Raw genomic sequence first — 14,867 nt, 5'->3', positions numbered from 1 at the left:
GCGAGGCTTACTGGTTCTGGCCGTCGAGCTTCGCCTTCAGCAGCGCGCCGAGGTTGGTCGTACCGGTCGCGGCGGAGCTCGAATCGGCTTGCAGGCCGCGCATCGCTTCCTGCTGCTCGGCCGAATCCTTCGCCTTGATCGACAGGTTGATGCCGCGCGACTTGCGATCGATGTTGATCACCATCGCGTTGACCTTCTCGCCTTCCTTCAGCACGTTGCGAGCGTCTTCGACGCGATCCTGCGAGATTTCCGACGCGCGCAGGTAGCCTTCGACGTCCGGCGTCAGCGTGATGACCGCGCCCTTCGCATCGACCGACTTCACGACGCCGTCGACGATCGAGCCCTTGTCGTTCATCGCGACGTAGTTGCTGAACGGATCGCCTTCGAGCTGCTTGATGCCAAGCGAAATGCGTTCCTTCTCGACGTCGATGCCGAGCACGATTGCCTCGACTTCGTCGCCCTTCTTGTACTTGCGAACCGCTTCTTCGCCCGCTTCGCTCCACGACAGGTCCGACAGGTGGACCAGGCCGTCGATGCCGCCCGGCAGACCGATGAACACGCCGAAATCGGTGATCGACTTGATCGCGCCCGTGATCTTGTCGCCCTTCTTGAAGTTGCGGCTGAAGTCGTCCCACGGATTCGGCTTGCACTGCTTCATGCCGAGGCTGATACGACGACGGTCTTCGTCGATCTCGAGCACCATGACTTCGACTTCGTCGCCGAGCTGAACGACCTTCGACGGAGCGACGTTCTTGTTCGTCCAGTCCATTTCCGACACGTGCACCAGGCCCTCGATGCCCGATTCCACTTCGACGAACGCGCCGTAATCGGTGATGTTCGTGACCTTGCCGAACAGGCGCGTGCCCGACGGGTAGCGGCGCGAGATGCCTTCCCACGGATCATCGCCAAGCTGCTTGATGCCGAGCGACACGCGGTTCTTCTCTTGGTCGAACTTGAGGATCTTCGCGGTGACTTCCTGGCCGACCGACAGGACTTCGCTCGGGTGACGCACGCGGCGCCATGCGATGTCGGTGATGTGCAGCAGGCCGTCGATGCCGCCGAGGTCAACGAACGCGCCGTAATCGGTGATGTTCTTGACGACGCCGTTGACGATCGCGCCTTCCTTGAGCGTCTCGAGCAGCTTCGCGCGCTCTTCGCCCTGCGTGGCTTCGATCACCGCGCGGCGCGACAGCACGACGTTGTTACGCTTGCGGTCGAGCTTGATCACGCGGAATTCGAGCGTCTTGCCTTCGTACGGGGTCGTGTCCTTGACGGGACGCGTGTCGACGAGCGAGCCCGGCAGGAACGCGCGGATGCCGTTGACCATCACCGTCATGCCGCCCTTCACCTTGCCGGTGATCGTGCCCGTGACGAGTTCGTTGTTGTCGAGCGCCTTTTCCAGCGACAGCCACGAAGCGAGGCGCTTCGCCTTGTCGCGCGACAGGATCGTGTCGCCGTAGCCGTTTTCCAGCGCGTCGATCGCGACGGAAACGAAATCGCCCGCCTGGACCTCAACCTCGCCCTGATCGTTCAGGAATTCCTCGATGGGAATGTAAGCCTCGGACTTGAGGCCTGCGTTGACGACCACGAAGTTGTGGTCGACACGCACGACTTCGGCGGAGATCACCTCGCCGGCGCGCATGTCTTGGCGGGTGAGCGACTCTTCGAACAGAGCCGCGAAGGATTCGGTATTCGGGTTGGAGGTTTGCAGGTCGGACATAAAAATCGGTTTGTGCGTGGTTTCGCTCTACCGCCCGCGCCGGCCGCAACGGCTGGCGACGCGCCCGCGAATCCACACGGGGTTAAGGGTTTAACACACGCTTCGCGCGTCGCGCGAAGCACCACTACCTACGCTTTCGCCCCTCTTTCAAGCGGGCTGGCCGAGCTCCCGATACCACGCGAGCACCTGTTCGACCGATTGCTCGATCGTCAAGGCCGACGTGTCGAGGGGCCTGGCATCCGCCGCAGGCCTGAGCGGCGCGGCGGCGCGATTGCTGTCGCGTGCGTCACGTTCGCGCAAATCCTGAAGCAAGTTATCTATGCTAGCAGAAAAACCTTTTTGCATCAATTGCTTATGCCGGCGCGCGGCGCGCGCCTCGACGCTCGCCGTCAGGAACACCTTCAGCACCGCGTCCGGAAAGATCACCGTCCCCATGTCGCGGCCGTCCGCGACGAGCCCCGGCGTCTTGCGGAACGCGCGCTGCCGCGCGACGAGCGCCGCGCGCACCGGAGCGTGGACGGCGATCGCCGACGCCCGGTTGCCGACCGCCTCCGCCCGGATCTCGTCGGACACGTCGATGCCGTCGAGCTGAGCACAGCCCTCGCGAAACGTGATGTGCAGGCCGTCGACCAGCTTGGCGAGCGCATCGGCGTCATCGGGCGCGACCTGGTAGCGGATGCTCGCGAGCGCCGCGAGCCGGTACAGCGCGCCGCTGTCGAGCAGGTGAAAGCCGAGGTGCGCGGCGACGAGCGCCGCGACGGTGCCCTTGCCGGACGCCGTCGGGCCGTCGATCGTGATAACTGGGGTCGGGTGAAAAGGTCGAGTCGATTTCATCGGGTCAATGCGGACGTCACGCGGTCGCGAGCGCCAGAAAACGGTCGAAATAGTCGGGGAACGTCTTGCCGACGCACTTCGGATCGTTGATGCGCACGGGCACGCCGCCCAGGCTCACGAGCGAGAAGCACATCGCCATCCGGTGGTCGTCGTAGGTGTCGATCGACGCGTTCGGCGCGAGTTGCGCGGGCGGCGTCACGACGAGATAGTCGGCGCCCTCCTCGACCGTCGCGCCGAGCTTGCGCAGTTCGGCCGCCATCGCGGCGATCCGGTCGGTCTCCTTCACGCGCCAGCTACCGATGTTGCGCAGCGTGCTCGTGCCGCCGGCGAACAGCGCGGCGACGGCGATCGTCATCGCAGCGTCCGGAATCAGGTTGAAGTCCATGTCGATCGGCGCGAGCTTGCCGTGGTCGTGGCCGATGCCGCGCACCTCGATCCAGTCGTCGCCCATCGTCACGTTCGCGCCCATCTGCATCAGCGCGTTCGCGAAGCCGACGTCGCCCTGGATGCTCGCGCGGCCAACGCCCTCGACGCGCAACGGCCCGCCGCCCAACGCGCCCGCCGCGAGGAAGTACGACGCCGACGACGCGTCGCCCTCCACCATGATCGCGCCGGGCGACCGGTAGCGCACGCCCGCCGGCACCGTGAAGCGCTGCCAGCCGTCGCGCTCCACCGTCACGCCGAAGCGCGCCATCAGCTTGATCGTGATCTCGATGTACGGCTTCGAGATCAGCTCGCCGTCGATCTCGACGACGCTCGCGCCATCCTTCGCCTTCACGAGCGGCAACGTCATCAGGAGCGCGGTCAGGAACTGGCTCGACACGTCGCCGCGCACGCGGATCGGCGCGTCGACCGAAATCGCCGCGGGCCGGATCCTGAGCGGCGGGAAGCCCTCGTTGCCTTCGTAGTCGATCTGCGCGCCAATCTGGCGCAGCCCGTCGACGAGGTCGCCGATCGGGCGCTCGTGCATCCGCGGCACGCCGTGGATCCGGTAGTCGCCGCCGTTGACCGCGAGCGCCGCAGTCAGCGGCCGCACCGCGGTGCCCGCGTTGCCGAGGAAGAGATCCGCGGTCTTCGCGGTGAACGCGCCGCGCGTGCCGCCGACGACGCAGGTGTCGCCGTTGCGCGACAGCTTCACGCCGAGCTTCGCCAGCGCGTCGAGCATCACGCGCGTATCGTCGGAATCGAGCAGGTTCGTGACGGTCGTCTCGCCCTCCGCGAGCGCCGCGAGCAGCAGCACGCGGTTCGAGATGCTCTTCGAGCCGGGCAGACGCACCGTGCCTTGCGCATGGGAGAACGGGCCGAGATCGAGATGTTCCATGTGAGATCCTGTTCCAGGAGTGTCTGAACGGACAGCGGGAGCGGGCTTCGCGCCACGCTCGCGCCATGCGGCGCGCGCGGCGCGCGAGCGCGCGAACACGGCTTCGAGCGCCGCGCCGTCGCCCGCGTCGATCGCCGCGCGCAACCGCGCGAGCACGGCGGTGTACGCGTCGAGCTCGTCGAGGAGCGCCGCGCGGTTCGCGAGGCAGACATCGCGCCACATTTCCGGGCTCGACGCGGCGATGCGCGTGAAATCGCGGAAACCACCCGCCGCATACGAAAACTTCAGCTCGGCGTCGGATTCGCCGAGAATCTGCTCGACGAGCGCGAACGACAGCACGTGCGGCAGATGGCTCACCGCCGCGAACACGCGGTCGTGCCGCTCGGCGCTCATCGCGCGCACGTCGGCGCGCGCCGCGCGCCACATCGCCTCGATGCGCGCGAGCGCGTGCGGCGCATTCTCCGGCAGCGCACACAGCACGACATTGCGGCCGACGTACAGATCGGCGAGCGCCGCTTCGACGCCGCTCGCTTCACGCCCGGCGATCGGGTGCCCCGGCACGAACTGGCCGATCCGCGCGCCGAGCGCCGCGCGCGCGGCCGCGACGACGTCCGACTTCGTGCTGCCTGCGTCGGTGACGATCGTCGATGCGTCGAGAAACGGCGCGATTCGCGCAAGAAGCGGCCCCGTCTGCGCGACGGGCGCCGCGAGCAGCACGAGGTCCGCGCCCGCAAGCGCGTCGCGCAGTTGCGCGTCGTCGTCGAGCGCAGCCGCGCGGTCGATCACGCGCCGCGCGAGCGCGCGCTCGATCGACGCCGCCGAGCGGCCGACGCCGACCACCTCGCGCCTGCCGCCCGACGCGCCTTCGCGCAATGCGAGCGCGAGCGAGCCGCCGATCAGCCCGACGCCGAAAATCACCAGTTTGTCGAAAGAAAAGCCTGACACGACGAGAGCCAAGTAACGCGCGTCCGGGACGGGCCCGGGCGCGCAAGGGTCAATATCGAACGGTCGCCTGCCCGAGGCGCGCGGCCGGGCCGCGAAGTCGGCCGCCACGCGCCTGCGCCAGCCGTCGCTTTACGCTCGTTGCCACTTCGGCCGACGCGGCCAACACGACTGCGGGGACGCGCGGCGCAGCGCGACGCGCATCACCGCGCGCGCGGATACGAACCGAGAATCTTCAGGAATGCCGCCTTCTTGCCGAGCTCCGCGAGCGCGCGCTGGACGGCGGCGTCGTCGCGGTGCCCTTCGATGTCGATGTAGAAGTAATACTCCCACGTGCCGACCCGCGCCGGGCGCGACTCGAAGCGCGTCATCGACACGCCGTGCCGCGCGAGCGGCTCGAGCAGCTTGAACACCGCGCCCGGCTCGTTCTTCACCGATACGATGAGCGACGTCTGGTCATGCCCGCTCGGCCCGGCCGGCTCCTTGCCGATCACGGCGAAGCGCGTGCGGTTGTGCGGGTCGTCCTGGATCAGCGCATACGCGATCTGCAGCCCGTAGTGCGTCGCCGCGCGGTCGCCCGCGATCGCGGCGATCGTCGCGTCATCGGCCGCGAGCCGCGCGGCTTGCGCGTTGCTCGCCACCGCCTGCCGCTCGAGATGCGGCGCGTTCGAGGCGAGCCATTGCTGGCATTGCGCGAGCGCCTGCGCGTGCGCGCAGACGCGCTTCACGCCGTCAAGCTTGCCCGTCTGCGTGAGCAGGTTGTGGTGGACCGGCAGCGACAGCTCGCCGCCGATCAGAAGCTGCGTATGCAGCAGCAGATCGAGCGTGCGCGACACCGCGCCTTCCGACGAATTCTCGACCGGCACGACGCCGAACGTCGCGGCGCCCGCCTCGACCGAGCGGAACACTTCGTCGATCGACGGGCAAGGCAGCCCTTCGATCGATTGCCCGAAGTAGTCGAACATCGCCTGTTCGCTGTAGGTGCCGACGGGCCCGAGGAACGCAACGTGGATCGTCTGCTCGAGATCGCGGCTCGCCGCCATGATCTCGCGCCAGATCGCGCTGATGTGCTCGCTCGCGAGCGGCCCGGCGCTCATGTCCTGCAAGCGCGCGATCACCTGCTGCTCGCGCTCCGGCCGGAACACGGGCGCGTTGAAGTGCTTCTTGACCTCGCCGACCTCGAGCGCGACCGCCGCGCGCTGATTCAGCAGCGCGATGAGCTGCGAGTCGATCGCGTCGATGCGCTCGCGCAGGGGTTTCAGGCGGGAATTGAGTTCGTCGTCCATGAATTGGCCAGCAATGCGTAAGGAGCGGCGCGCGTCACGCGCAGCGCCGCTCGAAATCCTTCATGTACTCCACGAGCGCCTGCACGCCCGCGAGCGGCACCGCGTTGTAGATCGACGCCCGCATGCCGCCGACGGACTTGTGGCCCTTCAACTGCAGCAGCCCGCGCTCCTTAGCGCCGGCGAGGAAGTCTTCGTTGCGCGACTCGTCGGCGAGGAAGAACGGCACGTTCATCCGCGAACGCGCCGACTTCTCGACCTTGTTCAGATAGAAGCTGCTCGCGTCGATCGCGCCGTACAGCAGCTTCGATTTTTCGATGTTGCGCGCCTCGATCTCGGCCAGGCCACCCTGCGCCTTCAGCCACTTGAACACCAGCCCCGCGATGTAGATCGCGTAGGTGGGCGGCGTGTTGTAGAGCGAATTGTTGAGCGCGACCGTCTTCCATTCGAACGCCGACGGGCAGATCGACAGCGCACGGTCGAGCAGATCCTCGCGCACGATCACGAGCGTCACGCCCGCCATCCCGATGTTCTTCTGCGCGCCGCCGAAGATCGCGCCGTACTTCTCGATGTCGATCGGGCGCGACAGGATGTGCGACGACACGTCGGCGACGAGCGGCACGTTGCCGAGATCGGGGATGTCGAACGTCTCGACGCCGTCGATCGTCTCGTTCGTGCAGAGGTGCACGTACGCCGGATCGTCGGACATTTGCCATTCGGAGAACGCCGGCACGCGCGTGAAGCCCGCGTCCGTCCTGCCCGTCGCGGCGAGATGCGGCGTGCAGTATTTCTTCGCCTCGTTGAACGACTTCTGCGACCACGAGCCCGTGACGACGAAGTCGGCCGTCGCGCGCGAGCCGAGCAGATTCATCGGCACGATCGCGTTCTCGGCGATCCCCCCGCCCTGCAGGAACAGGATCCGGTAGTTCGCGGGCACGTCGAGCAGCTCGCACAGGTCGGCGAGCGCGGCCTCGTGGATCGACATGAACTCCTTGCCGCGATGGCTCATTTCCATCACGCTCATGCCGCTGCCGTTCCAGTCGAGCATTTCGGCGGCCGCCTGACGCAGCACTTCCTCGGGCAGCGCCGCGGGACCGGCGGAGAAATTAAAGACGCGCATCGTGAAAAACCTCGGAAGGGACCCGGCCGCTTCGAACCGGCCGAATGCCGCGCGGGAAAAGGAAATGGCCGCTTGCGCTATCGCGCAAACGGCCATTATCGCACTGTCCTGACGAACCCGCCAAACCCGCGCGACGAACGCCGCCCGGGCCGGCGAGCCTCAGCCTATGCGGCTTACTTGCCCGGCTTGACTGCCGCGACTTCCTTGTCGGCCTGGTCGCGCGTCGCCTTGATCGCCTGCGGCATGTACTTCTGCATCAGGCCGTTCACGACGTCGCGGCCGACCTGATCCTGCACCTGAATGAACTTGCGGCCCGTCGGGCTCTTGTAGAACGTCGTCAGATCCTTGATCTCCGACGTGCTGTAGTACTTCGCATACGCGTCGTACTGGGCCTGCATCGCATCGCTCGTGAACTGCTGCGTGCCGAACACCTTGCCCGCGCCGTCGACGAGCTTCGGCACCGCGTTCTTCTGCAGCGTCGGCACGGCGGCCTGCTTCTGCTTGTCGTTCAGCGTCTTGTTCTCCGACAGCGCGTCCGACAGGATCGCCGGCACGAGCTGCTTCGACTGCATCTCGGCGCTGTTCGCGATCGCCGACACGAGCTTCGGCGCGTCGATTGCGTCGAGCAGATCCTTGATCGCCGCCTTCTTGTCTGCGTCGATCGGAGCAGCGGCCGCCGGAGCCGAAGACTGATTCGACAGCGATTGCGCCATTGCGAATGCCGGAACCATCGCCGCCAGCAGGACCAGTTGCTTGAATCGTTTTTGCATCATCACTCCCTCATGGAAATATGTACAGTTTATACGCCGCGCCCTTCACGCCACATCTTTGCGTGCGCGCCGGGCGGCGGCTCGACGGTCACAACCTGACTCAGGCGTCGCCGCCCTCCGACGCGTCGTCGTCGGCATCGGCGTCCGCCTCGGCGATCTGCTGCAGACCCGAAAGCTTGGTGCCTTCATCGAGGCTGATGAGTGTAACACCTTGCGTCGCCCGTCCCATTTCGCGAATCTCCGACACGCGCGTGCGGATCAGCACGCCCGCCGTCGTGATCAGCATGATCTGATCCTCGGCGTCGACGAGCGTCGCGGCGACGACGCGGCCGTTGCGCTCGGACGTCTGGATCGCGATCATCCCCTTCGTGCCGCGGCCGTGGCGCGTGTACTCGGTGATCGGCGTGCGCTTGCCGTAGCCGTTCTCGGTCGCGGTCAGCACCGACTGCTCCTCGCTGCCCGCGACGAGCATCGCGATCACCTGCTGCGCGTCGTCGAGCTGCATCCCGCGCACGCCGCGCGCCTCGCGGCCCATCGGCCGCACGTCGTTCTCGTCGAAGCGCACCGCCTTGCCGGCGTCGGAGAACAGCATCACGTCGTGCGCGCCGTCGGTGATCGCCGCGCCGATCAGGTAGTCGCCGTCATCCAGGCCGACCGCAATGATGCCCTTCTTCATCGGGCGGCTGAACGCCTCGAGCGGCGTTTTCTTGACGGTGCCCAACGCCGTCGTCATGAACACGTACTTGTCCGCCGAGAATTCCTTCACGGGCAGCACGACGTTGATCTTCTCGCCGTCCTGCAGCGGGAACATGTTGACGATCGGGCGGCCGCGCGAGTTGCGCGAGCCCTGCGGCACCTCGTAGACCTTGACCCAGTACACGCGGCCGCGGTTCGAGAAGCACAGGATGTAGTCGTGCGTGTTCGCGATGAAGAGCGTCTCGATCCAGTCGTCTTCCTTCATCTGCGTCGCCTGCTTGCCGCGGCCGCCGCGCTTCTGCGCGCGGTATTCGGACAGCGGCTGCGACTTCACGTAGCCCGCGTGCGACATCGTGACCACCATGTCCTGCGGCGTGATCAGGTCTTCGGTGTTCAGCTCGGTCGCGTTCAGCTCGATCTTTGAGCGGCGCGCGTCGCCGAACTCCGCCTTCACCGCGGTCAGCTCCTCGCCGATCATCACCGTGATCCGCTCGGGGCGAGCCAGGATGTCCAGCAGATCCGCGATCTGCGCCATCACGTCGCGGTATTCGCCGATGATCTTGTCCTGCTCGAGGCCCGTCAGGCGCTGCAGGCGCATCTGGAGGATTTCCTGCGCCTGCGTGTCGGACAGCCGGTACAGGCCGTCGCCCTGCATGCCGAACGCCGGGCTCAGGCCCTCCGGCCGGTACGCGTCGCGCCCGCCGGCCGCCGCGTTCTCGGTTTCGGCGCGCGTGAGCATGTCGCGCACGAGCGACGAATCCCACGATTTCGCCATCAGCTCCTGCTTCGCGATCGGCGGCGTCGGCGCGGCCTTGATGATCGCGATGAACTCGTCGATGTTCGCGAGCGCGACGGCGAGGCCTTCGAGCACGTGGCCGCGCTCGCGCGCCTTGCGCAGTTCGTAGACGGTGCGTCGCGTCAGCACTTCGCGCCGATGCGACAGGAAGCACTGCAGGATCTCCCTCAGATTGAGGAGCTTCGGCTGGTTGTCGACGAGCGCGACCATGTTCATGCCGAACGTGTCCTGCAACTGCGTCGCCTTGTACAGGTTGTTCAGCACGACCTCGGGCACTTCGCCGCGCTTGAGCTCGATCACGACGCGCATGCCGCTCTTGTCGGACTCGTCGCGGATGTCGGAGATGCCCTCGAGCTTCTTCTCGTTGACGAGCTCCGCGATCCGCTCGAGCAGCGAGCGCTTGTTGACCTGGTACGGCAGCTCGTCGACGATGATCGCCATCCGCTGGCCGCGGTCGATCTCCTCGAAGTGCGTGGCCGCGCGCATCACGACGCGCCCGCGGCCGGTGCGATAGCCGTCGCGCACGCCGGCGACGCCGTAGATGATGCCGGCCGTCGGGAAATCGGGCGCGGGGATGATCTCGATCAGCTCGTCGACGCTCGCCTGCGGATTGTTCAGCAGGTACAGGCATGCGTCGACGACCTCGTTCAGGTTGTGCGGCGGAATGTTGGTCGCCATGCCGACCGCGATCCCCGACGAACCGTTGATGAGGAGATTCGGAATCCGCGACGGCAGGATGAGCGGCTGCATCTCGCTGCCGTCGTAGTTCGGGCCGAAGTCGACGGTTTCCTTGTCGATGTCCGCGAGCAGTTCGTGGCCGATCTTGGCCATCCGGATTTCGGTGTAGCGCATCGCGGCCGCGTTGTCGCCGTCGACCGAGCCGAAGTTGCCCTGACCGTCGACGAGCATGTAGCGCAGCGAGAAGTCCTGGGCCATCCGGACGATCGTGTCGTAGACCGCGGTGTCGCCGTGCGGATGGTACTTACCGATCACGTCGCCGACGATGCGCGCGGACTTCTTGTACGGCCGGTTCCAGTCGTTGTTCAGTTCGTGCATTGCGAACAGCACGCGCCGGTGCACGGGCTTCAAGCCATCACGAACATCCGGAAGGGCACGACCGACGATCACGCTCATGGCGTAATCGAGATACGACTTGCGCATTTCCTCCTCGAGGGAGGTGGGCAGGGTCTCTTTGGCGAATTGATCCATGTATCCGTATCTTTTCGGAGCGAAGACGGGGCCGCCTTTCGCGTGGGCGCCGCTCGCGCGACGCAACACGCAATTCTAACATGCGCCCCAACCCGCCCCAACGCGGGCCCCTCTATATAAGAAAGGCGAAACTCGCGCGAGTGAATCGCCCGCCGCCTCGCTCCCCCGCCCGCCGATGCGCGCACAAAAAAACACAAAACGATTGGCGAAAGGTTCGCACTTCAAAAAATCCGCAATTTCCCGCCAACAGACTTGACAATTTTCGAAACATGCGGCAAGCGGTGTTGCACTCGCGCCACAATCGATAGAGCGATGTTAGGGTGGGGAGGATTTTTTTTCGTGGGAAGGGAACGATATGGCAAAATGCCAACGCACTGAAAGTTAGACGCTGCTCGAAGTCTACACAGAGCGGTGCCGCGTTTTTTGTGCCGCACCAATGTTATACTTCGAGCAATGTATGACTTGTCATCGTCAACAGGCTCGCAGTAAACCTGCGGTAATCTCAATTTCGAGAGGAGAAATATGAATAAACTTTCAAAGCTCGCGTTCATTGCAGCTACCGCAGTTATGGCTGCATCCGCTTCGGCACAGTCGGTGCCGGCGTCGCGACAAGCCGTGAATGACAACTGGGTGAATGGCACGGGCGAATGGGTGTGGATGAACGGCACGAACGAGCTCTGCTGGCGCGATGCGTTCTGGACGCCGGCCACCGCCAACGCGAAGTGCGATGGCGCACTGGTCGCCCAGGCACCGGCACCGGCCCCGGTCGCACCGGCTGCTCCGGTCATCACGAGCCAGAAGATTACGTACCAAGCCGATACGCTGTTCGACTTCGACAAGGCCATCCTGAAGCCGGCCGGCAAGCAGAAGCTTGACGAACTGGCCTCGAAGATCCAGGGCATGAACGTCGAAGTGGTCGTGGCCACGGGCTACACCGACCGCATCGGTTCGGACAAGTACAACGACCGTCTGTCGCTGCGCCGTGCGCAAGCCGTCAAGTCGTACCTCGTCAGCAAGGGCGTCCCGGCGAACAAGGTCTACACGGAAGGCAAGGGCAAGCGCAACCCGGTCACGGGCAACACGTGCAAGCAGAAGAACCGCAAGCAGCTCATCGCCTGCCTCGCACCGGACCGCCGCGTGGAAGTCGAAGTGGTCGGCACGCAGGAAGTGCAGAAGACGACCGTTCCGGCGCAGTAAGCCCCGGATCGAACGCATCTGCTTCAAAAGCCCCGCTTCGGCGGGGCTTTTTCATTGACGCGGCCCGGGCATCGCGCGGCCGCGTTCCTGGCGACCTCGCCCGCTTAGCTTATATACTCGTGGCTTGACGGGCGCGCCGCCGCCCTCTTTCCCCATCCGCTTGCCGACATGACGAATGCCGATCCGCACGAACTCCAGAAATTCAGCGACCTCGCTCACAAATGGTGGGATCCGAACGCCGAATTCAAGCCTCTGCACGACCTCAATCCGGTTCGCCTGAACTGGATCGACGCGCACGCGCATCTGCCCGGCAAGCGCGTCGTCGACATCGGCTGCGGCGGCGGCATCCTGTCGGAATCGATGGCGTCGCTCGGCGCGCAGGTCAAGGGCATCGATCTTGCGACGGAAGCGCTCGGCGTCGCCGATCTGCACAGCCTCGAAAGCGGCGTGAGCGTCGATTACGAGGCGATCGCGGCCGAAGCGCTCGCCGCGCGCGAGCCGGGCGCATACGACGTCGTCACGTGCATGGAAATGCTCGAGCACGTGCCGTCGCCCGCGAACATCGTCGCCGCGTGCGCGACGCTCGTGAAGCCGGGCGGCTGGGTGTTCTTCTCGACGCTGAACCGCAACCTCAAGTCGTACCTGCTTGCCGTGGTCGGCGCCGAATACATCGCGCAGATGCTGCCGAAGGGCACGCACGACTATGCGCGCTTCATCCGCCCGTCCGAGCTCGCACGCTTCGTGCGCGCGGCCGGCCTGCAGTTCGTCGAAATCAGGGGCATCACTTACCATCCGCTCGCGAAGCGCTTCGCGCTGTCGAACGACACCGACGTCAATTACCTCGTCGCATGCCGCCGCAGCACCTGACCCGCCACCCGCACCGATCCGCGTTCATGAGCTCTTCGTCGCCCTCCTTCGCCGCTCCGCCGTCCGTCGGGCCGCACCTCGACGCCTGCGAGGCCGTGCTGTTCGATCTCGACGGCACGCTCGCCGACACCGCGCCCGACCTCGCGGCCGCGATCAACAAGATGCAGCGCTCGCGCGGCGCCGCACAAACGCCGCTCGATGCGCTGCGTCCGCTCGCGTCGGCGGGCGCTCGCGGCCTGATCGGCAGCGCGTTCGGCATCGTGCCCGCGGACGCGGAATTCGATGCGCTGCGCGACGAATTCCTCGCCAACTACGCGGCGGATCTGTGCGTGCACACGACGCTCTTTCCAGGCATCGGCGCGCTGCTCGACGACCTGGACGCGCGCGGCGTGCGCTGGGGCATCGTGACCAACAAGGCCGCGCGGTTCACCGATCCGCTCGTCGCGCTGCTCGGCCTCGCGGCGCGCGCGGCGTGCGTCGTCAGCGGCGACACGGCGTCGCACCCGAAGCCGCATCCGGCGCCGCTGCTCCATGCCGCGCGGAGGCTGTCGCTCGCGCCCGAACGGATCGTGTACGTCGGCGACGACTTGCGCGACATCCAGGCGGGCAGCGCGGCCGGCATGTCGACGGTCGCGGCCGCATACGGCTATTGCGGCGAAGGCGCCGCGCCCGCCGACTGGCAGGCGCAGCATCTCGCCGAGACGACGGACGACCTGCAGCGGCTGCTGCGCGTGTTGCGCTATAATGTCTGATCCGCTGGGGGCGACCTGGTTTCGACAGGGGTTGTGAAGCGGCTAGGGCATGTCGAGGACCCGTCACCTCGTTAATCAATGGGAAAAACGTAACTGCAAACGACGATACGTTCGCACGGGCAGCCTAAGGGCCGCCGTCCTCTGCCTAGTTCACTGACGGGCTAGTGTCGCAAGACCGGTAGCAATACCGACAGAGGTCATATACGTCAGTTAAGCCTGTCCGGCGTCACGACGGCCGGGTCGAAAATCGAGTGAATCGCCGTAACGGAGCGTGTTCGTCCGCGACGTCACGGTTAAATCAAATGACAGAACTAAACATGTAGAACTGGTCGTGGACCGCTTCTGGACGCGGGTTCGATTCCCGCCGCCTCCACCACCCGACACCCCGAAAGCCCTTGTTCAACAAGGGCTTTTTCTTTTTGCCGCGCTTTTTCGCCACTCTCCGTCGCGCTCCTCTTTTATCCGGCTCCGGCGATTCACGCCGCGCCATCATCGGCCGGCGCAATGGCGCGGCTTGCGCGCCGCCGCTTCGTGTGGGGTGGTGCTCGATATGGCATCAGCTAAGGCAGCCGGGAACTTGGCGCAAAGCCAATAACGGCGGGGCTGACGGGCTAATTGGCTGCGCGAGCCAGTTTGGCACCGATTGTGCGAAAACCGAGCAGCACTGAGCAAACTTTGCGCAGAACTTGGCACCAATCGAGCCCCCGCGTCACTTTTTCCCCATGACGGCCCGATAGAGGCGCTCCAATTCGTCATCGCCCAAGTCAATCATCGATCCCTTACCGAAGGTGCGCTGCATGTAGGTGCGTCGCCACGTCTCAAGCTCACGCTCCTTGCAGCGGGCGTGGATGGCCGCTATGCGGCGATTCCGCCAATCGGCGAGCTTTTTCGGCGCGGATGCCATGCCGACAAGCATCGCGCGCTGCTTCTGCATGTACTTCAGCGCCTTTTCAAAGCTTTCAGCCAGAATCTCGTGATACGTGTTCACGTTCATGTGCTTGTTGAGTCCGTACATGACGCTCTGCGGTGTCTTTGGCTTCTTTTTAACCTCCGACGCTTTGACGATGTCGTCCCGGAGATCGAGTAGCTGCCGCTTCTGAGCCGCATCGACCACGCCTACGCCGGTCTGCACAACGACTGGAGGCGGTACGACCTTCTCGATATGGTACGTGTTGTGGATGTCGCCGCCGGCAACCTGGCCGGCGCTTCCGCTGACGACAATGCTGAGATTGGGCCTCGTTCGTGGCCGTTTAACTGCGGGTTGTCCGTCGAGTCGCGGCGCTTCCACACTCGTTCCGTCGGCCATCAATTTCGCAGCTAACTCTCTGATTTTGTTCTTGTCTTCCATCTAAACCCCTAC

Annotated in this window: 12 protein-coding genes, 1 other RNA gene and 1 pseudogene; 5 read left to right on the top strand and 9 right to left on the bottom strand. The window is 65.4% G+C overall.

Annotated features, from left to right (window positions below):
* Window positions 1-7 precede the first annotated feature (7 nt).
* The 8 genes and pseudogenes from rpsA to gyrA form a co-directional block, all read right to left on the bottom strand.
* The gene (gene rpsA, locus AQ610_RS05590) at window positions 8-1,720 is read right to left on the bottom strand and encodes a 30S ribosomal protein S1 (RefSeq protein WP_006025716.1); all 1,713 of its coding nucleotides are present in this window, start codon (window positions 1,718-1,720) and stop codon (window positions 8-10) included.
* A 147-nt stretch (window positions 1,721-1,867) separates the two neighbouring features.
* Entirely contained in the window at window positions 1,868-2,554 is a 687-nt protein-coding gene (cmK, locus tag AQ610_RS05585; RefSeq protein WP_006025715.1) for a cytidylate kinase CmK, read from the bottom strand.
* Window positions 2,555-2,570: 16 nt separating this feature from the next.
* On the bottom strand, window positions 2,571-3,875 hold the full coding sequence (gene aroA, locus AQ610_RS38045) for a 3-phosphoshikimate 1-carboxyvinyltransferase (RefSeq protein WP_009916402.1): 1,305 nt from the start codon (window positions 3,873-3,875) through the stop codon (window positions 2,571-2,573).
* Between the two features lie 153 nt (window positions 3,876-4,028).
* A pseudogene (locus AQ610_RS38040) lies at window positions 4,029-4,715 on the bottom strand (prephenate dehydrogenase/arogenate dehydrogenase family protein); the annotation flags it as partial.
* A gap of 305 nt (window positions 4,716-5,020) precedes the next feature.
* A complete protein-coding gene (gene pheA, locus AQ610_RS05575) occupies window positions 5,021-6,103 on the bottom strand; it encodes a prephenate dehydratase (protein WP_006025713.1) in 1,083 nt (360 codons plus the stop codon).
* Window positions 6,104-6,137: 34 nt separating this feature from the next.
* Complete coding sequence (gene serC, locus AQ610_RS05570) at window positions 6,138-7,220, bottom strand: 3-phosphoserine/phosphohydroxythreonine transaminase (RefSeq protein ID WP_006025712.1); 1,083 nt, start codon at window positions 7,218-7,220, stop codon at window positions 6,138-6,140.
* 173 nt (window positions 7,221-7,393) lie between these two features.
* Window positions 7,394-7,990, bottom strand: coding sequence for a DUF2059 domain-containing protein (locus tag AQ610_RS05565; protein ID WP_009916801.1), 597 nt, complete (start codon window positions 7,988-7,990; stop codon window positions 7,394-7,396).
* Between the two features lie 100 nt (window positions 7,991-8,090).
* Window positions 8,091-10,691 carry a DNA gyrase subunit A gene (gene gyrA, locus AQ610_RS05560; protein ID WP_043282363.1) on the bottom strand — a complete coding sequence of 867 codons (2,601 nt, stop codon included), beginning with the start codon at window positions 10,689-10,691 and terminating at the stop codon, window positions 8,091-8,093.
* 522 nt (window positions 10,692-11,213) lie between these two features.
* Here gyrA and ompA point away from each other — a divergent pair.
* The 5 genes from ompA to AQ610_RS35785 all read left to right on the top strand — a co-directional run bounded on the left by ompA (window position 11,214) and on the right by AQ610_RS35785 (window position 14,175).
* Complete coding sequence (gene ompA, locus AQ610_RS05555; RefSeq protein WP_006025709.1) at window positions 11,214-11,888, top strand: outer membrane protein OmpA; 675 nt, start codon at window positions 11,214-11,216, stop codon at window positions 11,886-11,888.
* A gap of 168 nt (window positions 11,889-12,056) precedes the next feature.
* Window positions 12,057-12,755 (top strand): bifunctional 2-polyprenyl-6-hydroxyphenol methylase/3-demethylubiquinol 3-O-methyltransferase UbiG, encoded by a 699-nt coding sequence (gene ubiG, locus AQ610_RS05550; protein WP_006025708.1) that lies wholly within the window; start codon window positions 12,057-12,059, stop codon window positions 12,753-12,755.
* A gap of 26 nt (window positions 12,756-12,781) precedes the next feature.
* Complete coding sequence (gph, locus tag AQ610_RS05545) at window positions 12,782-13,507, top strand: phosphoglycolate phosphatase (RefSeq protein ID WP_009916803.1); 726 nt, start codon at window positions 12,782-12,784, stop codon at window positions 13,505-13,507.
* 6 nt (window positions 13,508-13,513) lie between these two features.
* Window positions 13,514-13,883, top strand: a transfer-messenger RNA (tmRNA) gene (gene ssrA, locus AQ610_RS05540).
* A gap of 19 nt (window positions 13,884-13,902) precedes the next feature.
* Window positions 13,903-14,175 (top strand): hypothetical protein, encoded by a 273-nt coding sequence (locus tag AQ610_RS35785; RefSeq protein ID WP_144411920.1) that lies wholly within the window; start codon window positions 13,903-13,905, stop codon window positions 14,173-14,175.
* A 41-nt stretch (window positions 14,176-14,216) separates the two neighbouring features.
* Here the strand turns inward: AQ610_RS35785 and AQ610_RS05535 are convergent, their stop codons facing one another.
* The gene (locus AQ610_RS05535) at window positions 14,217-14,855 is read right to left on the bottom strand and encodes a hypothetical protein (RefSeq protein ID WP_009916804.1); all 639 of its coding nucleotides are present in this window, start codon (window positions 14,853-14,855) and stop codon (window positions 14,217-14,219) included.
* Window positions 14,856-14,867: the final 12 nt, after the last annotated feature.

It is taken from the genome of Burkholderia humptydooensis, from assembly GCF_001513745.1.
GTDB classification, from domain to species: Bacteria; Pseudomonadota; Gammaproteobacteria; order Burkholderiales; family Burkholderiaceae; genus Burkholderia; species Burkholderia humptydooensis.
This window is presented reverse-complemented; position numbering and strand designations above follow the sequence as displayed.